This is a genomic window from Brachybacterium ginsengisoli, assembly GCF_002407065.1.
GTDB classification, from domain to species: Bacteria; Actinomycetota; Actinomycetes; order Actinomycetales; family Dermabacteraceae; genus Brachybacterium; species Brachybacterium ginsengisoli.
In genome coordinates this window covers 2,192,704-2,212,151 of sequence record NZ_CP023564.1, presented here as the reverse complement: position 1 = coordinate 2,212,151, position 19,448 = coordinate 2,192,704, and the positions used below count along the sequence as shown (strand labels likewise).

Sequence of the window (19,448 nt, the reverse complement as noted above, 5' to 3'; positions counted from 1 at the left end):
GACCTCGATTCGTGGAGGGGGCGGGCGGGGGAGAGGGATGCTGGGGAGGAGCCGGGCGATCGCGCGGGGCCCCGTGCGGGGATCAGAAGATGCTCCAGTTGAACGTCACCGGGATCACGTGGCTCGGATCGCCGAGGGACATGATCGGATCGAGCATGTACACGATGAAGAACAGCACGATCCAGACCACGTCGACGAAGTGCCAGTAGTAGGAGATGCAGATCGCCGAGACCTGCTCGTGCGAGGTGAACTCCTCCGCGACGTAGGCCCGCATCAGCACCATCAGGAAGGCGATGAGGCCGCCGATGACATGGAGGCCGTGGAAGCCGGTGGAGAGGTAGAAGACCGAGCTGAACGGCGAGGACGACATCGTCACGCCGTGGTGGAACAGCTCCGTGTACTCGTAGGCCTGGCCCGAGACGAAGACGGCGCCGAGGATGAAGGTGACCGTGTACCACTCGATCATTCCCCAGCCGGCGACGTTGAAGATCGATCCCTCGCGGCGCTTGCGCGGCGGGAAGGGGGCTCCCCACGGGAACCGGCCCTCGGCGACGAAGACGCCGATCTGGCAGGTGACCGAGCTGAAGACCAGGATCGACGTGTTCAGCAGGGCGAAGCCGTGCGTGAAGTGAGACTCGCCGTCGGCGAAGGTGTCCGGCGCCATCGAGCGCAGGGTGAAGAACATCGCGAACAGGCCACCGAAGAACATCAGCTCGCTCGCGAGCCAGACCAGGGTGCCGATCTGCGTCGGGTTCGGGCGGCCGACCGCTGGGGCGGCAGCGGGAGAGGGGCGCTCAGTCAGGGTCGCAGTAGTCACGTCACCATTATGTCGTGCGGTCAGAATCGGTGTGCCGGTACACGACGACCGAGCACAACGCGGGGCCTGCGCCCCGGGCGGACCAGATCAGCATATCCCTCCTGACGACGTGTCACGAACCGGGACACGCTCCGGAGACTCCCAGGTGACATGGTCGTGCGGGGCCGTGACACTTCCGTGATCCGTTCCGTGAGCAGGTCGACGATCACGGGGTCCGTGATGCGATGATCGAGGCATGAGCGAGAACACTCGGACCTGGTCCCGGATCACCGCGCGACTGGTGCGCGGCGAGGCGCTGGATGCGGAGTCCGCGGCGTGGGCGATGGACGAGGTCATGTCCGGGGCGTCGAGCCCGGTGCAGCTCGCGGGCTTCCTCGTGGCCCTGCAGGCCAAGGGGGTCACGAGCACCGAGCTCGAGGCGCTGGCCGATTCGATGATCTCGCACGCCCGGACGGTCGACGCCCCGCGGGACGCGGTCGACATCGTCGGCACCGGCGGGGACCTGGCGCAGACGGTGAACATCTCGACCATGGCGTCGATGGTGATCGCGTCGACGGGCAGGACCGTCGTCAAGCACGGGAACCGGGCCTCCACCTCGAAGTCGGGCTCGGCGGACGTGCTCGAGGCTCTCGGCGTGCGGCTGGACCTCCCGGTCCCGGACGTCGAGGAGCTGGTGGGCAGCATCGGCATGACATTCCTCTTCGCCCAGGTCTTCCATCCGTCGATGAAGTTCGCCGCGGAGGCGCGGCGCGGTCTGGGCATCCCGACCGTGATGAACATCCTGGGACCGATCACCAATCCGGCCCGGCCGCGCGCCAGCGCCGTCGGGGTCGCGGACCCGGTGATCGCCCCCACGGTCGCCGGCGTCTTCGCCGCGCGGGGGACGAGCGCCCTGGTGTTCCGCGGCCAGGACGGCCTGGACGAGCTCACGGTCACCGCACCCTCCGACGTCTGGGAGGTCCGCGGCGGCGAGATCCGTGAGCACGTGCTGGATCCCGTGGAGCTGCTGGGGATGGAGCGCAGCGGGCACGACTCGCTGCGCGGCGGCACCGCCGAGGAGAACGCCCAGGTGGCCCGCGACCTCTACGCAGGCGTGCGCACGGGTCGCATGGGGCCGGTGCGGGATGCCGTGCTGCTGAACGCCGCCGCCGGCGTGGTCGCCTTCGACGGCATCGGCGAGCCGGCTGCCGACGGCTTCGCCGAGCGCTTCACGGCCGCCTACGAGGAGGTCGGGTCGGCGCTGGACTCCGGCCGGCCGGCTGAGCTCGTGGAGCGCTGGGCCACGGCCTCCCAGGCGGTCGCCACGCGTCAGGGCTGACGCGCACGACCGACCGGGTCAGCCGTCGATGCCGAGGTCGAAGGCGGCGTCGAGGTCGCGCTTCGAGTAGGTCTTGAAGGCGATGTTGGTGGTGGTGTCGAGCACGCCGTCGACCCTGCTCAGCGATCCGGCGATCACCTGCGCGAGATCCTCGTGCGCCCGCACCCGCGCCACCGCGATCAGGTCCACGTCGCCGGTGACGGAGTAGACCTGCTCGATCCCCTCGATGTCCACGATCTCCTGGGCGACCTCGGGGATCCGGCTGGGCTCGACGACGATCGAGACGATGGCGGTGATCATGGGTTCTCCTTCGACGGGGTGCCGGGAACGGCGGGGCTCCCTGTGAGCCTATGCCTCGGGGCCCCTGGCGGTCCGGGAGAAGCGCCGGGCGAGATGCTCCTGGTCGAAGCGGGCACGGGCGGGGACCTGCCAGGCACCCTCGACCAGCACGGTGCGCACTCCCTCGCCCTCGAGCCAGGCCAGCAGGATCTCCGCCTCCTGGTGGTAGCCCTGGCACATCGGGGCCGCGAGCTCGGCCTCCCCGGTCCCGGTCATCTCGAGGGATCGCGCGAAGGGCAGGGGGTCCTTGCCGGAGGGGACGAGGGTCGTGCCGGAGAAGCGGCCGTGGCGGAGAGCGAGCAGCTCCCACCCGCGCCCGCCGATCACCGCCTCGGTGCTGGGACGGGCCGCCACGAGCAGAGGCACGGCGGCGAGGGCTCGCAGTCGTGAGGCGCGCCGCGCCGCCGTGAGATAGCCGTGCACGAGGCGGCGCAGCCTCTCGGCGTCCTCGTAGCGTCCGGCGTCGACGTGGGCGCGCAGGCGCGCGGCCGCGTGGTCCAGGACCTCGGTCGGGTCCTCGAGCATCGCGCGGCGGATCCGGTCCCGGTGTCCGCCGGAGCCGAGATCGGGCTCCGCCCCGCCCCCGAGCGCCGTGCCGCGGCCGAGGATCGCATCGGTCAGCAGACCGCGCAGCGGCTCGACGTCGTGCCGCGAGGTCAGCGGCCCGATCTGGGCGGAGCCGTCGTCCTCCGGCCTCGCGAGCCGCGCGGCGCGCAGACCCTGTCCGCCAGGTCCCAGTCGCAGCCAGTGCGCCTTCTCCGGGTGGAGGCCGTGGCGGTTCGAGGGAGGCTTCTCGCGGGCGATGATCCGCAGCTCGCGGATCCCGGCCTCGGTGGGGGTGGCGCACTCGATGACGCGGATCGACTCCGCACGAGGGAGCATGTCCAGCACCTTGCGGCGGGTCTCGGCGGCCGTGAAGTAGGTGCGCACCCGGGTGCGGAGGTTGCGGGAGGTCCCCACGTACAGCACCGCGCCGTGCTGGTCGAGGAACTGGTACACGCCGGGTACCGGCGGGACGTCGGCGGCGAGGTGCTTCTTGCGCAGCTGAGCGGTGGTGGCCCGGCGGTGCGCCGTGCCGAGATCCTCGAGGGTCGAGGCTCCGGCCGCTCCGAGCCGCTCGATGATCGCGTGCAGCACGTCGACGGTCGCGCGGGCGTCGGAGAGCGCCCGGTGGTCCGGGGTGATGCCGGCCCCCACGTGCCGGGCCAGGGTGGAGAGCTTGTGGTCGCGGACCTCGTCCCGTCGGAAGACGGTGCGCGCCAGGGCGAGGGTGTCCAGCACCTGGGGCTTGGGCCAGGTGATCTCGCACGCCGCCGCCTGCGCGCTGAGGAAGCCGATGTCGAAGCGGGCGTTGTGCGCCACCAGGGCCGCATCCCCGACGAAGTCCAGGAACATCGGCAGCACCGTGCCGATCGAGGGCGCCCCGGCCACCGAGGCGTCGGTGATGCCGGTGAGTGAGGCGATGTAGGCCGGGATGGGGCGCTGGGGATCCACGAAGGTGCGGAACTCCCCGAGCACCTCGCCGCCGCGGACCTTGACGGCTCCGATCTCGGTGATCGCATCGCTGCGGGGATCCGTCCCGGTGGTCTCGAGGTCCACGACCACGAGCGTCGCCTCCGCGAGCGGGGTGCCGCGATCGTCGAAGCTCAGCTGGCGGCGTGCGGACATGCTCCGAAGGGTACGACGCGGCCCCGACGTCCGGGAGCTCGCGCGGTGCGCGGCCGCCCGGGCGTCGGGGCCGGGGGAGGTCCTTCTCCGCTGATCAGCTCGCGGGCCTCGACCCCGAGTAGATCTTCTCGATCACCGGCGCGAGATCCTTGACCACCACGTTGCGCTTGAGCTTGAGCGACGGGGTGAGATAGCCGTTCTCCTCGGTGAAGTCCGAGTCGATGACCTCGAAGGCACGGATGGACTCGGCGCGCGAGACGGAGCTGTTCGCCCGGTCCACCACCGTCTGCAGCTCGGCACGCACCCGGTCGTCGGCCGCGGCCTCGGCCACGGTCATCTCCGGCAGGCCGTTGTTCGCCAGCCAGGTGGACAGCATCTCCTCGTCGAGGGTGAGGATCGCCGCCACGAAGGGCTTCTGGTCCCCGATGACCACGCACTGGCTGACCAGCGGGTGGGAGCGCAGCTGGTCCTCGAGCTGGGCGGGGGAGATGTTCTTGCCCCCGGCGGTCACGATGACCTCCTTGGAGCGCCCGGTGATGGTGAGGTTGCCGTGCTCGTCGAGAGCCCCCAGATCGCCCGTGCGGAACCAGCCGTCCTGCAGGGACTCGGCGGTGGCCTCGGGGTTGTTGCGATAGCCGGCGAAGACCATGATGCCCTTGACCAGGATCTCTCCGGTCTCGTCGATCGCGACGGTGCTGCCCGGAAGCGGCGGGCCGACGGTCCCGGGGCGGACGTCCCAGGGGACGTTCACGCTGATCGGCGCGGTGGTCTCGGTGAGGCCGTATCCCTCGAGGATCGTGACCCCGATGCCGCGGAAGAAGTGCGAGAGGCGAGCGCCGAGCGGGGCGCCGCCGGAGACGGCCCACTGCACACGACCGCCCATGGCATCGCGGAGCTTCCCGTAGACCAGCTTGTCGAAGACCGCGTGCTTCGCCTTCAGGGCGAAGGGGACCTTCCCCGATGCCAGCGCGGTCGAGTAGGCGATCGCGGTGTCCGCGGCGGCGGAAAAGATCCTGCCCCTGCCCCCGGCGATCGCCTTCGCCTCGGCGCTGTTGTACACCTTCTCGAACACCCGGGGCACTGCCAGCAGGAAGGTGGGACGGAAGGCGGCGAGGTCGGGGAGCAGGTTCTTCGTGTCCGCCGTGAACGCGGTGGTGACCGGCCAGCTGGCGGCGAGCACCGTGATCAGCCGCGCGAAGACGTGCGCGAGGGGCAGGAACATGAGCAGGCGCGATCCGGGCGGGAGCACCTCCTTCCCGAGCAGGTTCAGCGCGCTGCGGGTGGTGTCGACGAAGTTGGCGTGGGTGAGCTCCGCCCCCTTGGGCCGCCCGGTGGTGCCGGAGGTGTAGATGATGGTGGCGACGTCGTTCAGCGAGCGCGTGGTGCGACGGGCCTCGAGGTCCTCGTCGCTGATGTCCGCACCGGCGGCCTTGAGGTCGTCCAGGATGCCGTCGTCGAGGACCCCGATCCGCTCGAGCAGGGGGAGCTCGCCGCGCACGGACTCCACGTCCTCCTTGTGGCGGGTCGACTCGACGACCACGAACCGTGCGCCGGCGTCGGAGGCGATCCACTGGATCTGGCTCGGGGAGGAGGTCTCGTAGATCGGCACGCTCACCCCGCCGACCCACCAGACCGCCCAGTCCAGCAGCGCCCACTCGTAGCGGGTGCGGGAGAGGATCGCGACGACGTCGCCGGGCTCGACCCCGGCGGCCATGACCCCCTTCGCGACCTGCTTGACCTCGTCGACGAAGTCGGCGGTGCTCAGGGGCGTGTAGGTGCCGTCCCCGGCGGCGAGCTCGAAGATCGGGACAGAGGGGTTCGCACGGAGCCTGCCCAGCAGGAGGTCGGTCGTGTTCTCGTCGGGACGGCTCTCGTGCTGGAGAGGCGTGGTGAACTGCTTCATCGAATCTCCTTCGATCCGGCCAGGGGCGCTGGGCAGACACAGCGGACGCCTGCCCGGAAGCGCTGGTGGGGTGGTCCGATCCTACGGCAGAGGACGCCTACGATGGTCACGACAGGCAGGCGGGAGACCGTTCCCGCGCGTGCCGGCACGGCATCGCGGGACCAGGACGCGGGACCAGGAAGGGACGACATCGGCATGCTCTCCATCGGAGTGGACATCGGCGGGACCAAGATCGCGGCCGGGGTGGTGGACGAATCGGGGGAGATCGTCGCCACGACGACCCGCAGCACGCCCGCGACCGACACGGCGCTCATCGAGGCGGCCGTCGCCGACGCGGTCGCCGAGCTGCGTGCGGACCACGAGGTCGTGGGTGTCGGGGTCGGTGCTGCCGGCTTCGTGGGTGCGGATCGGCGCACCGTGAACTTCGCGGCCAACCTGGCCTGGCGCCAGCACCCGCTCGCCGAGGAGATCGAGCGACTGACCGGCCTGCCGGTCGTCGTCGAGAACGACGCGAACGCCGCGGGATGGGCCGAGTACCGCTTCGGCGCCGCCACCGAGGCGGCGAACATGCTCATGATCACCGTGGGCACCGGACTGGGCGGCGCCATCGTGCTGGACGGGCGCCTGGTCCGCGGCAGCGGCGGGTTCGCCGGCGAGATCGCGCACGTCACCGCGGTGCCGGACGGCCAGTGGTGCGGCTGCGGCCGCCGCGGCTGCCTCGAGCAGTACACCGCGGGGACCGCCCTGGTGCGCACCGCCAAGCGACGGGCCGGGACCGGCGACCCGCTGATGAGCCCGCTGCTGGAGGCCGTCGGCGGCGACCGTCGACAGATCGACGGCCCGCTGATCACGCGCCTCGCCCAGCAGGGCGACCCCGGCTCCGTCGAGCTGATCGCGGAGATCGGCACCTGGCTCGGTGCGGGAGCGGCCTCGGTCTCCTCGCTGCTCGACCCGGAGGTCATCGTCGTGGGTGGCGGCGTGGCCGCGGCGGGGGACCTGCTGCTGGAGCCGGCGCGCGAGGCCTACTCCGCGAACCTCACCGCTCGGACGCACCGCACGATCGCGCCCTTCGTGCTGGCCGAGATGGGCAACCGCGCGGGCATCGTCGGAGCCGCGGATCTCGCTCGCTGATCGTCGAGGGGTCCGCGGCCGCGGGACAGCCGTCAGACCTCGGCCCCGTCGTCGCCGTCTCCATGACGCTCCCGTGGGATGCGCAGCAGCAGGGCGATCAGCCCGCCCAGCGCCGCGAGCCCGCCGAGCCAGCCCAGGGGACCCGGCAGCGACGGGGTGAAGGCCACGACGAGCATGAGCACGAAGCCGCCCAGGAGGGCGGTCCAGGACCACATGGCCCCGTCCGACGGGGTCGGCAGATCGGGATCGGGCTGCTCGAAGTCGCCATAGATCACCTCGTCGTCGTCCAGCTCCCGCGGCACCTCGGGACGATCCTGGCCAGGAGGGCCGGCCGAGGGGTGCGCCGCGCGCGAGCGGGCGACCGACTCGGGGCTCGGCGGCTCCGTCGGGGACTCCGCGCTGAAGATCCAGGGAATGTCGTCGTCCGTGTCCGGGGAGAGGCCATGGCCCGAGGGCTCGGGACGCTGCGGCGCCGCCGGCTCCCGGGGCGCCTGTCCGGGCTGCAGAGCCAGGCCCTCGCCCTCGAGCATCCGGGCGAACTCGGCGTCGACGTCGCGGGGCTCGGGGGAGGAGCCGCGGTCGGCGGTCATCAGCGGGCTCCCGGGGCGGGGACGTGCTGGTCGAGGAAGCGCGCCGAGGTCTCGAACAGCAGCTCCGCGTCATGGTCCAGCGTCGCCAGGTGATGGCTGCGGAGCAGGGGGAGCCGCTCGACGGGGCCGTGCACACCGGCGGCGACGATGTCGCTGTCGGTGGGCGGGACGGTGTGATCGACGCGGGAGGTGGCGACCAGGACCGGCACCTCCACGGCGCCCAGATCGCGTCGGGTGCGGGTGAAGAGGCGACGCAGCTGCGCGACCGCCCGGACGGGGAGGCGATCGTAGGCCTCCTCGTGGCTCCCGGCCCGGGCGATGTCGGAGCCGATGCCGGGCAGCGTGCGCACCACGGGCGCGATCAGGCCCGCCACGCCGGCCACGGCGGGAAGGGTCATCCCGGGATTCACGACGACCACCGCGGCGAGGCTCCCGCGCAGACGGGGGTCCTCGGCGAGCGCGAGGGCCAGCGCGCCGCCCATCGACAGCCCGCCGACGGCGATCGGGCCGTGCTCCTCGGCCAGGGCGAGGGCTGCCTCGCGCACCGTGCCGTACCAGTCCTGCCAGCTGGTCCCGGCCAGCTCGCGCTCGGTGCTGGCGTGGCCGGGCAGGAGCGGCAGGTCGACGTCCCAGCCGCGGGTGGCGTGGTCCTCCGCCCAGGGCCTCATCGACTGCGGTGAGCCGGTGAATCCGTGGCACAGGAGCAGGCCCCCGCGCGGGTTAGAGTGTCCGGGCGCACGCCAGGGCCGGGACAGTTCGCTGAACGCCATGTGCCCATCGTCGCATCCGCGCCCGCCAGGTTCATCCCCGTCCGGTCCCGATCGGGCGACGACCCAGGAGTGTCCCCGTGCTGTACGTGATCGCCAAGCCCCTCGTCATGGGAGTCGCGCGCGTGCTGTGGAACCCCACGATCAGCGGGACCGAGAACATTCCCGAGCACGGACCGGTGATCCTGGCCTCCAACCACCAGGCCTACTCCGACACGGTGTTCCTGCCCGGCCAGGTGCGTCGCAGCGTGCACTTCCTGGGGAAGTCGGACATCTTCGAGGGCAGGTCGCCGCTGAACCGCCTCGTCGCCGCCGTCATGCGGGGCATCAATGTGATGCCGGTGGATCGCTCGGGCGGCAGCGCCTCCCGCTCCGCGATCACCGCCGGGCTGGCGGTCCTGGAGCGCGGGCAGGTGCTGGGCATCTATCCGGAGGGAACCCGCAGCCCGGACGGTCGCCTGTACCGCGGGAAGACGGGCGTCGCCCGATTCGCCCTGGCGACCGGGGCGCCGATCGTGCCGGTGGCGATGCTCGGAGCGCATGAGGCGCAGCGCGGTCGGCGCTGGTTCCCGCGCCGTCATCCGCGCATCCATGCGCTCGTCGGCCCTCCGGTGGACCTCCGGGAGGTGCTGCGCGCGTGCGAGGGCGCCGAGGAGGCGAAGGTCCTCCGTGCTGTCACCGATGCGGTGATGGACGACATCCACGCCCTCTCCGGCCAGGAGCGGGTCGATGAGTACGCGAGCGAGGTCAAGCAGCGCCTCCGCGCAGAGGCGGCCGGAGCGCGGGCCCGGACGGATCCGTCGTCCCGCGGGTGAGGACCCGGGCCCGATGTGACCGACCGCCCCCTGGGACCGGATCTCCGCGCCGGGATCCACTGGCTACCCTGGGCGGGTGACTCAATTCAGCTCCGATGCCCCTGCACGTGCGCACGCCTTCACTCTGTCCTCGGCCGACGACGGCCTGGCAGCCCTCGGCGCGTGGCGCGAGTATCCGCGGGTGCAGCAGCCGGTGTGGCCCGACGAGACCGCCCGCGCGAAGGTCTTCGACGATCTCCGCGCCGCCCCGCCGCTGGTCTTCGCCGGTGAGGTCGACGTGCTGCGCGATCGGGTCGCCGCCGCCGCCCGCGGCGAGGCCTTCCTCCTCGCCGGAGGGGACTGCGCAGAGACCTTCGCCGATTCCACCGCGGACCGGATCCGCAACAAGATCCGCACGATCCTGCAGATGTCGGCCGTCCTCACCTACGGCGCCTCGCTGCCGGTGGTGAAGATGGGTCGCATGGCGGGACAGTTCGCCAAGCCCCGCTCCGCCGACGAGGAGACCCGCGACGGGCAGACCCTGCCCACCTACCGCGGAGACGCGGTCAACGAGTTCGACTTCACGCCCGAGTCCCGTATCCCCGACCCGGCCCGGCTGTGGAGGACCTACACCACCAGCGCCTCGACGCTGAACCTGCTGCGCGCCTTCACCGGCGGAGGCTTCGCCGACCTGCGCGAGGTGCATTCCTGGAACCGGGGCTTCACCTCGGGTGCCGGGTACGACCGCTACGAGGAGCTGGCCGGTCAGATCGACAAGGCCGTGCGCTTCATGGATGCCATCGGTGCGGACTTCGAGTCCCTCAAGGTCGTGGAGTTCTACGCCTCGCACGAGGCGCTCCTGCTCGACTACGAGGAGGCGCTCTCTCGCATCGACTCCCGCACGGGCGAGATCTACGGCTGCTCCGGGCACTTCCTGTGGGTCGGCGAGCGCACCCGTCAGCTCGACGGCGCCCATGTCGACTTCATGGCGCGCCTGCGCAACCCGATCGGGGTCAAGCTCGGCCCCGACGCCTCGGTGGACGATGCGCTGCGCCTCATCGACCGCCTGGACCCGGAGCGCGAGCCCGGCCGCCTGACCTTCATCACCCGCATGGGCGCCGGGAAGATCCGCGACCGTCTGCCGGCCCTGGTCGAGGGTGTGCGCGACTCCGGTGCACAGGTGGCGTGGGTGACCGATCCGATGCACGGCAACACCATCACGTCCTCCAACGGCTACAAGACCCGGCGCTTCGAGGACATCCTCGACGAGGTGGTCGGATTCTTCGAGGTCCACCAGGGTCTCGGGACCGTCCCGGCGGGTCTGCACATGGAGCTCACCGGCGATGATGTCACCGAGGTCCTCGGTGGCAGCGGGGAGATCGACGAGGAGGGCCTCACCCGGCGCTACGAGACGCTCGTGGATCCGCGTCTGAACCACCAGCAGTCCCTCGAGCTGGCCTTCCTGGTGGCGGAGATGCTCTCCCGTCGCTGAGCCCCGGCACGACGACGCCGGCGCCCCCTGGTCCAGGGGGCGCCGGCGTCGTCGTCCGTCGCTCAGAACACCTTGATCGTGACCGTCGAGCCCTTCTCCAGCTCGGAGCCCGCGGCGGCGGACTGCTCATAGACCAGGCCGAACACCGGATCGCCCTTGTCGTGGACGACCTGCACCGTGAAGCCGGCGCCCTCGAGGGCCGACTTCGCCTCGGCCTCGGGGGAGCGGAAGACGTCCGGGACCTCCACCATCTCCGGACCGAGCGAGGTCACGAGGTGGACCGTGTCGCCTCGGAAGAGGGAGCCGGAGGCGGGGGACTGCGAGATCACCGCACCGCGGGGGACGCTGCTCGAGTGCGCCTGGGCGCTGGTGACCCGGAACCCGGCCCCCTCGAGGGCCGAGCGTGCGGAGCTGCCGCCGCGCCCGGTCTGATCGGGCACGGCGATCGGCTGGCGGCCCTGGGAGACGACCACGTGGACCTCGCCGCCGGCGGGCAGCGCATCCGCGCTCGCGGACTGGGAGATGACCTGGCCCTCGGGCACGGTCTCGGAGTACTCGGGATCGTCCTCGACGAGCTCCAGGCCCAGATCCTCGACCTCCGTCCTGGCGCTGTCGAGCTCGAGTCCTGCCAGCTCGGGGACCGGGAAGGTCTCCTCGCCCTTGGACACGACGACCGTGACGGCGCTGCCCTTCTTGACGGTGGTTCCCGTCGAGGGATCGGCGGAGATGACGTGCCCGGCGGGGACCGTGGCGTCGAAGCGCTCGTCGGTGGTGACGGTCAGCCCCGAGGAGGTGAGCGCGGCCTCGGCATCCGCGAGCGGCGTCCCCGTCACCAGGGGGATGGTCCGGTCGGCGCCGGGCCCGGTGTTGAAGTACCAGTCCCCGCCCGCCCAGGCACCGGCGGTGAGACCGGCGACCAGGCACAGCGCGGCGAGCGCCGCCATGATGCGCGAGGGCCGACGGGTGCCGGCGGGGAGATGGCGACCCCGTCGAGCCCGCGGCGAGCGCATCACCAGGAGTCGTCGGCCGCCCTCGTCCTCTCCGCCGCCGTCCTCTCCGCCGCCGTCCTCTCCGCTGCCGTCCTCGTCGGTGTCGGCGGAATCAGGGGTGCTCGGCTCGTCGTCGGCCGTCTGCGCGAGCTCCTCCTCGTCGGCATCGTGCGAGGACGGGTCCTCGAGGTCCTCGCCCGGGGCGAGCAGCTCGGCGGGGAACGCCCGGGGGCTGTGATCGAGCGCCGAGGCGACCTCCTCGAGGGAGGTCGTGACCCGGGGGACGTCCGAGGTGTCTGCGTCCTCGCGCCCGTGGGGCCGCGAGTCCAGGACGGCGGTGGGCAGCGTCGCGGCGAGCTCCCGGACCGCGCGCAGCAGATCCTTCGCGGTGGCAGGACGCTGCTCGACCTCGCGCGCGGCGGCCCAGGTGACCAGGGAGTCGAGCTCGCGCGGGATGCCGGAGACGAGCGAGGAGGGGGCGGGGATGTCCTCGTGCACGTGCTGGAAGGCGATGTGCACGGGCTGTTCGCCCCGGAACGGCTGCAGCCCGGTGAGCATCTCGAAGAGGACGATCCCGAGGGAGTAGAGGTCGCTGCGCTCATCGGAGTGGCCGCGCGTGACCACCTCCGGGCTGATGTAGGCGACGGTCCCCAGCAGCGCTGCGCTGGCCGAGGAGTTGTTCGAGCCGGTGGCGCGGGCCAGGCCGAAGTCCGCGACCTTCACCAGGTCCTCATGGCTCAGCAGGATGTTCTCGGGCTTGATGTCCCGGTGGACGATGCCGGCCTCATGGGCGGCGACGAGGGCCTGCAGCACCTGCGTGGTCACGTCGAGGCTGTCGCGGAGGGTGAGGCGCTCCTGGGCGACGAGGCGGGCTCGCAGGGTCTCGCCCTCGACGAGCTCCATCGCGAGATAGATGCGGTCCTCGTCCTCGCCCTGGTCGAACACGCCCACGACGTTGCGGTGCGCGAGCCGTGCCGCGGCCCGGGCCTCCCGGCCGAAGCGTCGGCGGAAGTCCTCGTCCATCGCGAGGTGGGGGTGCATGATCTTCAGCGCCACCACGCGGTCCAGCCGCTCGTCGTGGCCGCGGTGCACCGTCGCCATTCCGCCGCGCGCGATCGGCTCCTCGACCCGGTACCGACCGTCGAGGAGCTGGCTGATGCCGGGGGAAGTCGACGTCGCCGCGCTCACCTGGCCAATGTAGAGCGGGCCTCGACGCAGATCGCGCACCGACACACGGAGCGGGGCGGCGACACGTCCCGAATCGGTCACATCGGAGAAAGCAGACGGGTCGGGCTCCGCGTCGGAGGTGCGCACCGCGGGCACGGCGTGGCACCCTGGTCCTGTGAACGACCTCGATGACCTCATCTCCGACTGGCTCACCCTCCCCGACGTCGCCGAGCGTCTCGACGTGGAGGTGTCCCGCGTCCGGCGCCTCATCGAGGAGGGGCAGCTGATCTCGCTGCGGCGCGGCAGCCCCGTGGTGCGACAGGTCCCCGCTGAGCTGATCGCCGAGGACGACCTCATCCCGCACCTCGCGGGCACGATCACGATCCTGCGCGACGGCGGCTTCGAGGACGAGGAGCTCCTCGCGTGGCTCTTCACCGAGGATGAGACCCTCCCGGGACGGCCGATCGACCACCTCCGCAGCGGACAGCGCGGCGAGGTGCGTCGTCGTGCCCTCGCCCTCGCCCTCTGAGCGGTCCGAACGGACCCCGGCGCCCGCAGTGACCGCGCGGCGCGTCGGCCCGGCGTCTCCTGCATCGCCGGACGGACGATCCCTCAGGCGGTGAACGCCTCGACGTCGGTCGCCTGCGCGGCGAGCGCGGAGAGCCCGGCGCTGCCGGTCCTCCCCAGCATCCTCGCGTCATCGAGCAGCTCGCCGGCGCGGAGCGCCCTCTGCTCGACCTCCGCCACCACGGACGCGACCGCTCCGGTGGAGACCATGAGCTCGTGCACGGCGGAGATCTGCTGCGCAGAGGCGTCCGAGCGGCCGACGGCGTCGGCGAGCAGAGCACGTCCAGCGGGATCGGCGGCCACCTCGGTGCGCGCCAGGAGCACGGTCCGCTTGCCCTCGATGATGTCCCCGCCGATCGGCTTGCCCGTCTCGTTCTGATCGCCGACCACGCTGAGCAGGTCGTCCCGCAGCTGGAATGCGGTGCCGACCTCGATCGCCCATTCCGAGAGCGTCTCCAGGTCCTCCTCCGGCGCCCCCAGCAGCGCGGCGCCGATCCGCACCGGTCGCAGCACCGTGTACGGGACGGTCTTCCAGCGGATCACGGCGAGGGCCGCCTGCTCCGCGTCCTCGGCCGAGGCGAAGCCGCCCGCCTGGTGCAGGATGTCCAGGAACTGGCCGGACATGACCTCGGTGCGCAGCGCGTCGAACTCCCTCCGGGCGGCGGCGACGGCGCCGGGGTCACCCTGCACCCCCGCGGCGACCTGCTCCGACCAGCTCAGCGCCAGGTCGCCGAGCACGATCGCGACGGCGGTCCCGTAGTCCTCCGAGGATCCGGCGAGGCCGCCCTCCCGGTGCTGACACTCCGCCTGGACGTGCAGGGCCGGCCTGCCGCGCCGCATGGGGGAGTGGTCGATGACGTCGTCATGCAGGAGAGCCGCCGCCTGGACGAGCTCGATCGCGGTGCCGTACCGGGCCAGCGCGTCGACCTCCGCGTCGGAGGGATCGCGCTGCAGGGCGGCGAGGCCGCCCCAGTAGCAGAAGCGAGGGCGCAGCAGCTTGCCGCCCTCGAGGTAGTCCAGCAGACGGTCCGCCAGCTCGGCGGTCTCCGGGGAGATCATGGCGAGCTGTCGACGACGCTCCGTGAGCTCCTCGCGGACGATCTCCGCGACCCGGGTCACGAGCCGCCCATCGAGATCCTGCAGGGCGGCGTCGGCGGGCGAGGTGTCGGCGGAGGTCATCGGAGAGCGTCCTTTCTGACGGGCAGCACGATCCTCCCACGTCCACCTGGGTGACGGAGGGGCCGGGATCCCCCGGAGACCAGGAGCGCAGTGACGAACTGTGCAGGGACGGACGGTGCAGGGACGGACGGTGCAGCGACGGTTCCTCCCCAGACCCTCACCGTCCCCATCCCGGGCCGAGCGTCCCCAGGGAACCCGGTGCTCCGCCAGGGTCGACCCATGAGCACCGACACCACCCCCGCCGATCATGGACGACGCCTCCTCGGAGCGGACGATCCCGCAGAACTCCTCGCAGAAGCCTTCCTGTGCCTCCATGAACGTCCTGTGGACTGCCTGCTGCTCAGCATGGGCGGGGAGGGTGTGCGGCCGGCTCTGATCACGCGTTCGCCGCTGCATCACCTGCTGGGCGAGGGCGGCGCGGAGAACCTGGGGCGGCACCTCGCGCTGGTGCGCGAACGAGGCGCCGGAGCGGTGCAGGCGCTGATCGTGCTCGGGGACGGGCACCAGGACCTGCTCGCCCCGGTGGTCCGTGACATCCTGCGACGAGCCGGCGCGCTCGTGCTGGACGCCGCGCGGGCGAGGGATGACGAGGACCCTGTCCTGGTGAGCGTTCGCGGTGCGGCGGCGGGGACGAGCTGGATCCTGCACCGCGACGGTGGCCCTCGGAGCTCCGCAGGGGTGCGGCTCACCGACTGCGGTCCGCTGCGGGAGTTCGCGGAGACCCGGGCCGCGGCCTCCGCCGTCCTCCACGGCCAGCGGATCCCGAGCGCGTGCTCCCACACTCGAGAGCTGTCGCGGATCGGCGAGGGTCTCACGCTGCCGTCCGTCGATCTGAGCTCCACCGCGGATTCCGGCGCCCTGTTCGCGACAGCGCGCGCGGCCCTCGCGGCGCTCCTCGTCGACACCGGGACGATGACCCCTGAGGACAGGATGACGAAATATGAACAGCTCGCCGCACTGCTGTCGGCGCTCGCCGTGGACCGGCTCCACTGGGAGCTCCTGGCGCGTTGCGTCGAACGAGGCAGCGCCCGGGCGATCGATCGGGAGAGCCTTCTCCAGCAGCTCGTCGGGGATGCGTCGTGGCGCCCTCACTCCGACGTCTGCGCAGGTGGGGACTGGTACGTCGGGTTGGAGCAGATGCGCATCGTCGCCGCTTCCGCGGTCTCGGCGCACGAGCCCGCCCGGCGGAGCACTGCTCGTTCGGCCTGGCGGGCGCTGACCACCCTGCTGGTGCTGCTGTCGTGGTGGAACCATCGGTTCGCCACCGCCGGCGATCTCGTCGACGAGCTCCGGGAGCAGGAACCGGAGTCCACTCTGGCACCCTTGCTCTCACGGATGACCGACACCCCGATCTTCCCGGCCTGGTGGCCCAGCGCCTGACCCGAGGACCTCGTCCCGCGAGCCGGGGCCTTGAAGGAGCAGCACCGATGACCATTCTCGGAGAGTCGCGCGACGTCGACGCGGCCGGCTCCGTCCACGACGGAGCACCCGACCCCGGCGCCGGGACGCACCCCGTCGAGCACGATCGCTCCGGCGGAGCCTGGCACCCGCGGTTCGGCGCGGGGGAGCGGCGCTTCGCGCCGCTGGGCGAGCTGCAGCTGGAGAGCGGCGCCGTGCTCGAGGACGTCTCGCTCGCCTATGAGAGCTGGGGGACGCTTGACGAGGACCGCTCGAACGCGGTGCTCGTGCTGCATGCGCTGACCGGGGACTCCCATGTGCGCGGACCGGCCGGTCCGTCGCACCCGAGCGCCGGCTGGTGGGAGGAGATGGTGGGGCCCGGCCGTCCGGTCGACACCGACCGGTTCCACGTCATCGCGCCGAACGTCCTGGGCGGCTGTCAGGGCAGCACGGGACCGAGCTCCACGGCTCCCGACGGCAGGCCCTACGGATCCCGCTTCCCGCTGCTGACCACCCGGGACCAGGTCGCCGCGGAGCGTCGTCTGCGGGACCAGCTCGGCATCGATCGCTGGGCACTGGTGATCGGCGGATCCATGGGCGGGATGCGCGCGATCGAGTGGGGCGTGTCCCACCCCGACGAGGTCGAGCGGCTCGCGGTGATCGCCTCCTCCGCCCGCGCGACGGCCGACCAGATCGCGTGGAACAACGCCCAGATCGCCTCCATCCGCCTGGATCCGGAGTTCCGCGACGGGGACTACTACGGGTCCGGCGCCGGACCCCGGACGGGACTCGGCATCGCCCGACGGATCGCCCACACCACCTACCGCACCGCCTCCGAGCTGGAGGACCGCTTCGGGAACCGTCCGCAGGGACAGGAGGATCCCTTCGACGGGCGCGGGCGCCACCAGGTGACCAGCTATCTCGATCACCACGCGGGCAAGCTCGCGCGTCGCTTCGACGCGAACTCCTACGTCACGCTCGCCGAGAGCATGAGCACGCACGACGTGGGGCGTGGTCGCGGGGGTGTGGCCGCCGCGCTGCGACGGGTCACCGCCCGCAGCCTCATCGTCGCCATCGACTCCGATCGCCTGTTCCCTCCCGCACTGGTCCAGGAGATGGCGGAGCACATCGACGGGGCGGACTGGCACATCGCCTCCTCGCCCATCGGGCATGACGCCTTCCTGCTCGCCCACCCGGGTCTCGAGAAGTGGATCGGCGACCTGCTCGACGTCTAAGCTGACCGCGCAGAGCACCGCACGCCGCCGTCGGCGTCGAGGAGACCGGAACCCGGTCGTACAGTGAGGAGACGTCGCATGACCATCGTCGTGGGGTACTCCCCGTCCGGACAGGGACGGGCCGCGCTGCGTGCGGCCCTCCGCTACGCGGCACGCACCCAGGAGGGGCTGGCCATCGCCTCCCACCAGTACCACGATGCGGAGCAGGGGGTCACCGCCGCCTCTGAGGCCGCCGTGCGGGCGGAGCTCGAGGAGCTCGGAATTCTCTGCGGGGACGTGACCGTCCACAGCAGCCCCGAGCGCGACATCGGCGAGTTCCTGCTCTCCCTCGTCGAGGAGGTGGACGCGAGCCTGGTGGTGATCGGGCTGCGCCGCAAGCCGCCCATCGGCAAGATGAACCTCGGCGCCTCCGCGCGCCGCGTGGTGCTCGGCGCTCCCTGCCCCGTGCTCGCCGTCAAGGACGATCCTCTGGTCCCGACGAATCCTCCCGCAGGACGCTCCTGAACCGGCTCCCGGACGGGCAGTCGGACGGACTGCTGGACGGGTGGGAATAAAGGCCCGCCACGGGCGTTATACTCGACAGGCTTGACGGCACCGTGCGTTCGTGCGCCGTGATTCCGGTACACACCGGTCTCACGCCGCGCGATGCAGACCGTGAGCCGCGCCGAGAAGACCGATCGCCCGAGTGTGGCGGACCGCCCTCACCGGGCCGCCGCCGGAAGAAGGAACTCTGTGACCTCCTCCAGTACTGCTGAGACCTCGCCCACGGCGAAGAGCTCGACCCCGTCGGCCTCGACGGCGACGGAGAGCATCGAGGCCGAGGCCGTCGAGACCGACTCCGCCGACGCCTCGGGGACCGTGACGACCGCAGCCAAGAAGGCTCCCGCCAAGAAGGCAGCGGCCAAGAAGGCCCCCGCCGCCAAGGCCGCTCCCCGCAAGACCGCTGCCAAGAAGGCCGCGGCCAAGGCCGCCGAGCCCGAGGTCGAGCCCGAGGCGGAGGAAGAGACCGAGGAGAACGACGCCAAGAAGCGCGACTCCACGACCGATGCGAAGGTCGAGGCCTCCGGCGGGTTCGTCTACAACGCCTCCGTCGACGACGCCCCTGCGCAGCAGGTCGTCACCGCCGGCGCCACGGCCGACCCGGTCAAGGACTACCTCAAGCAGATCGGCAAGGTCGCGCTGCTGAACGCCGCGCAGGAGGTCGAGCTCGCCGAGCGCATCGAGGCCGGTCTCTACGCCGAGCAGAAGCTCAAGGGCGACGAGACACTCCGCGACAAGAACGACCGCCTCACCAAGGCCGGTCGCGAGCTGACCATGATCGCCGACGACGGCCGCGCCGCCAAGGACCACCTGCTCGAGGCCAACCTGCGCCTCGTGGTCTCCCTGGCCAAGCGCTACACCGGCCGCGGCATGCTGTTCCTGGACCTCATCCAGGAGGGCAACCTGGGCCTGATCCGCGCGGTCGAGAAGTTCGACTACGCCAAGGGCTACAAATTCTCCACCTACGCCACCTGGTGGATCCGCCAGGCCATCACCCGCGCCATGGCGGACCAGGCCCGCACCATCCGTATCCCGGTGCACATGGTCGAGGTCATCAACAAGCTCGCCCGCGTCCAGCGGCAGATGCTCCAGGACCTGGGCCGTGAGCCCACTCCGGAGGAGCTGGCCAAGGAGCTGGACATGACGCCCGAGAAGGTCGTCGAGGTTCAGAAGTACGGCCGCGAGCCGATCTCCCTGCACACCCCGCTGGGCGAGGATGGCGACAGCGAGTTCGGCGACCTCATCGAGGACTCCGAGGCCGTCGTCCCCGCAGACGCGGTCAGCTTCACCCTGCTGCAGGAGCAGCTGCACTCGGTGCTGGACACCCTCTCCGAGCGCGAGGCAGGTGTGGTCTCGATGCGCTTCGGCCTCGAGGACGGCCAGCCCAAGACCCTCGACGAGATCGGCAAGGTCTACGGCGTGACCCGCGAGCGGATCCGCCAGATCGAGTCCAAGACCATGTCGAAGCTGCGTCACCCCTCGCGTTCGCAGGTGCTGCGCGACTACCTCGACTGAGGTCATGACCCTCATCGCACGACGATGATGGTCTGCGGG

General features: G+C 71.5%; 17 protein-coding genes. 9 read left to right on the top strand and 8 right to left on the bottom strand.

Annotated elements, in window-relative coordinates:
- Window positions 1–82: 82 nt before the first annotated feature.
- Window positions 83–817 (bottom strand): aa3-type cytochrome oxidase subunit III, encoded by a 735-nt coding sequence (gene ctaE / locus CFK41_RS09845; protein WP_096799501.1) that lies wholly within the window; start codon window positions 815–817, stop codon window positions 83–85.
- 235 nt (window positions 818–1,052) lie between these two features.
- On the opposite strand from ctaE, the gene trpD reads away from it, so the two are divergent.
- On the top strand, window positions 1,053–2,135 hold the full coding sequence (gene trpD, locus CFK41_RS09840; protein WP_096799500.1) for an anthranilate phosphoribosyltransferase: 1,083 nt from the start codon (window positions 1,053–1,055) through the stop codon (window positions 2,133–2,135).
- An 18-nt stretch (window positions 2,136–2,153) separates the two neighbouring features.
- On the opposite strand, the gene CFK41_RS09835 is transcribed toward trpD, so the two are convergent.
- From CFK41_RS09835 to CFK41_RS09825, 3 genes are all read right to left on the bottom strand, one after another.
- Window positions 2,154–2,435 carry an Lrp/AsnC family transcriptional regulator gene (locus CFK41_RS09835; protein WP_096799499.1) on the bottom strand — a complete coding sequence of 94 codons (282 nt, stop codon included), beginning with the start codon at window positions 2,433–2,435 and terminating at the stop codon, window positions 2,154–2,156.
- Between the two features lie 48 nt (window positions 2,436–2,483).
- The gene (locus CFK41_RS09830; protein WP_096799498.1) at window positions 2,484–4,142 is read right to left on the bottom strand and encodes a DEDD exonuclease domain-containing protein; all 1,659 of its coding nucleotides are present in this window, start codon (window positions 4,140–4,142) and stop codon (window positions 2,484–2,486) included.
- 94 nt (window positions 4,143–4,236) lie between these two features.
- Window positions 4,237–6,045 carry an AMP-dependent synthetase/ligase gene (locus CFK41_RS09825; protein ID WP_096799497.1) on the bottom strand — a complete coding sequence of 603 codons (1,809 nt, stop codon included), beginning with the start codon at window positions 6,043–6,045 and terminating at the stop codon, window positions 4,237–4,239.
- A 195-nt stretch (window positions 6,046–6,240) separates the two neighbouring features.
- Here CFK41_RS09825 and CFK41_RS09820 point away from each other — a divergent pair, with 195 nt between their 5' ends.
- Complete coding sequence (locus CFK41_RS09820; protein WP_096799496.1) at window positions 6,241–7,176, top strand: ROK family glucokinase; 936 nt, start codon at window positions 6,241–6,243, stop codon at window positions 7,174–7,176.
- A gap of 32 nt (window positions 7,177–7,208) precedes the next feature.
- Here CFK41_RS09820 and CFK41_RS09815 read toward each other — a convergent pair whose 3' ends face one another.
- A complete protein-coding gene (locus CFK41_RS09815; protein ID WP_096799495.1) occupies window positions 7,209–7,766 on the bottom strand; it encodes a chromosomal replication initiator protein DnaA in 558 nt (185 codons plus the stop codon).
- A complete protein-coding gene (locus CFK41_RS09810) occupies window positions 7,766–8,536 on the bottom strand; it encodes an alpha/beta hydrolase (RefSeq protein WP_096799494.1) in 771 nt (256 codons plus the stop codon). Before CFK41_RS09810 ends, CFK41_RS09815 begins: the two co-directional genes overlap by 1 nt.
- A gap of 77 nt (window positions 8,537–8,613) precedes the next feature.
- Here CFK41_RS09810 and CFK41_RS09805 point away from each other — a divergent pair, with 77 nt between their 5' ends.
- Both CFK41_RS09805 and CFK41_RS09800 read left to right on the top strand, forming a co-directional pair.
- A complete protein-coding gene (locus CFK41_RS09805) occupies window positions 8,614–9,348 on the top strand; it encodes a lysophospholipid acyltransferase family protein (RefSeq protein WP_096799493.1) in 735 nt (244 codons plus the stop codon).
- A 76-nt stretch (window positions 9,349–9,424) separates the two neighbouring features.
- Complete coding sequence (locus CFK41_RS09800; RefSeq protein WP_174705968.1) at window positions 9,425–10,819, top strand: class II 3-deoxy-7-phosphoheptulonate synthase; 1,395 nt, start codon at window positions 9,425–9,427, stop codon at window positions 10,817–10,819.
- A gap of 62 nt (window positions 10,820–10,881) precedes the next feature.
- Here the strand turns inward: CFK41_RS09800 and pknB are convergent, their stop codons facing one another.
- Window positions 10,882–12,996, bottom strand: a complete 2,115-nt coding sequence (gene pknB / locus CFK41_RS09795; protein WP_096801028.1) for a Stk1 family PASTA domain-containing Ser/Thr kinase — start codon at window positions 12,994–12,996, stop codon at window positions 10,882–10,884.
- 154 nt (window positions 12,997–13,150) lie between these two features.
- On the opposite strand from pknB, the gene CFK41_RS09790 reads away from it, so the two are divergent.
- A complete protein-coding gene (locus CFK41_RS09790) occupies window positions 13,151–13,504 on the top strand; it encodes an Rv2175c family DNA-binding protein (RefSeq protein WP_096799491.1) in 354 nt (117 codons plus the stop codon).
- An 83-nt stretch (window positions 13,505–13,587) separates the two neighbouring features.
- Here CFK41_RS09790 and CFK41_RS09785 read toward each other — a convergent pair whose 3' ends face one another.
- Window positions 13,588–14,721 (bottom strand): polyprenyl synthetase family protein, encoded by a 1,134-nt coding sequence (locus tag CFK41_RS09785; RefSeq protein WP_096799490.1) that lies wholly within the window; start codon window positions 14,719–14,721, stop codon window positions 13,588–13,590.
- A 219-nt stretch (window positions 14,722–14,940) separates the two neighbouring features.
- Between CFK41_RS09785 and CFK41_RS09780 the strand changes: the two genes are divergently transcribed.
- The 4 genes from CFK41_RS09780 (at window position 14,941) to CFK41_RS09765 (ending at window position 19,409) form a co-directional block, all read left to right on the top strand.
- Window positions 14,941–16,101 (top strand): hypothetical protein, encoded by a 1,161-nt coding sequence (locus CFK41_RS09780; protein ID WP_096799489.1) that lies wholly within the window; start codon window positions 14,941–14,943, stop codon window positions 16,099–16,101.
- Window positions 16,102–16,148: 47 nt separating this feature from the next.
- Window positions 16,149–17,354 carry a homoserine O-acetyltransferase MetX gene (gene metX, locus CFK41_RS09775; protein WP_096799488.1) on the top strand — a complete coding sequence of 402 codons (1,206 nt, stop codon included), beginning with the start codon at window positions 16,149–16,151 and terminating at the stop codon, window positions 17,352–17,354.
- 78 nt (window positions 17,355–17,432) lie between these two features.
- A complete protein-coding gene (locus tag CFK41_RS09770) occupies window positions 17,433–17,858 on the top strand; it encodes a universal stress protein (RefSeq protein WP_096799487.1) in 426 nt (141 codons plus the stop codon).
- Window positions 17,859–17,999: 141 nt separating this feature from the next.
- Window positions 18,000–19,409, top strand: a complete 1,410-nt coding sequence (locus tag CFK41_RS09765; protein WP_096799486.1) for an RNA polymerase sigma factor — start codon at window positions 18,000–18,002, stop codon at window positions 19,407–19,409.
- Window positions 19,410–19,448 lie beyond the last annotated feature (39 nt).

What these genes read in the sequence shown, in the direction of transcription:
- trpD (WP_096799500.1), top strand. Translation starts at nt 1,053, where the DNA reads ATGAGCGAGAACACTCGGACCTGGTCCCGGATCACCGCGCGACTGGTG.
- CFK41_RS09835 (WP_096799499.1), bottom strand. Translation starts at nt 2,435, where the DNA reads ATGATCACCGCCATCGTCTCGATCGTCGTCGAGCCCAGCCGGATCCCC.
- CFK41_RS09830 (WP_096799498.1), bottom strand. Translation starts at nt 4,142, where the DNA reads ATGTCCGCACGCCGCCAGCTGAGCTTCGACGATCGCGGCACCCCGCTC.
- CFK41_RS09825 (WP_096799497.1), bottom strand. Translation starts at nt 6,045, where the DNA reads ATGAAGCAGTTCACCACGCCTCTCCAGCACGAGAGCCGTCCCGACGAG.
- CFK41_RS09820 (WP_096799496.1), top strand. Translation starts at nt 6,241, where the DNA reads ATGCTCTCCATCGGAGTGGACATCGGCGGGACCAAGATCGCGGCCGGG.
- CFK41_RS09815 (WP_096799495.1), bottom strand. Translation starts at nt 7,766, where the DNA reads ATGACCGCCGACCGCGGCTCCTCCCCCGAGCCCCGCGACGTCGACGCC.
- CFK41_RS09810 (WP_096799494.1), bottom strand. Translation starts at nt 8,536, where the DNA reads ATGGCGTTCAGCGAACTGTCCCGGCCCTGGCGTGCGCCCGGACACTCT.
- CFK41_RS09785 (WP_096799490.1), bottom strand. Translation starts at nt 14,721, where the DNA reads ATGACCTCCGCCGACACCTCGCCCGCCGACGCCGCCCTGCAGGATCTC.
- CFK41_RS09780 (WP_096799489.1), top strand. Translation starts at nt 14,941, where the DNA reads ATGAGCACCGACACCACCCCCGCCGATCATGGACGACGCCTCCTCGGA.
- metX (WP_096799488.1), top strand. Translation starts at nt 16,149, where the DNA reads ATGACCATTCTCGGAGAGTCGCGCGACGTCGACGCGGCCGGCTCCGTC.
- CFK41_RS09770 (WP_096799487.1), top strand. Translation starts at nt 17,433, where the DNA reads ATGACCATCGTCGTGGGGTACTCCCCGTCCGGACAGGGACGGGCCGCG.
- CFK41_RS09765 (WP_096799486.1), top strand. Translation starts at nt 18,000, where the DNA reads ATGCAGACCGTGAGCCGCGCCGAGAAGACCGATCGCCCGAGTGTGGCG.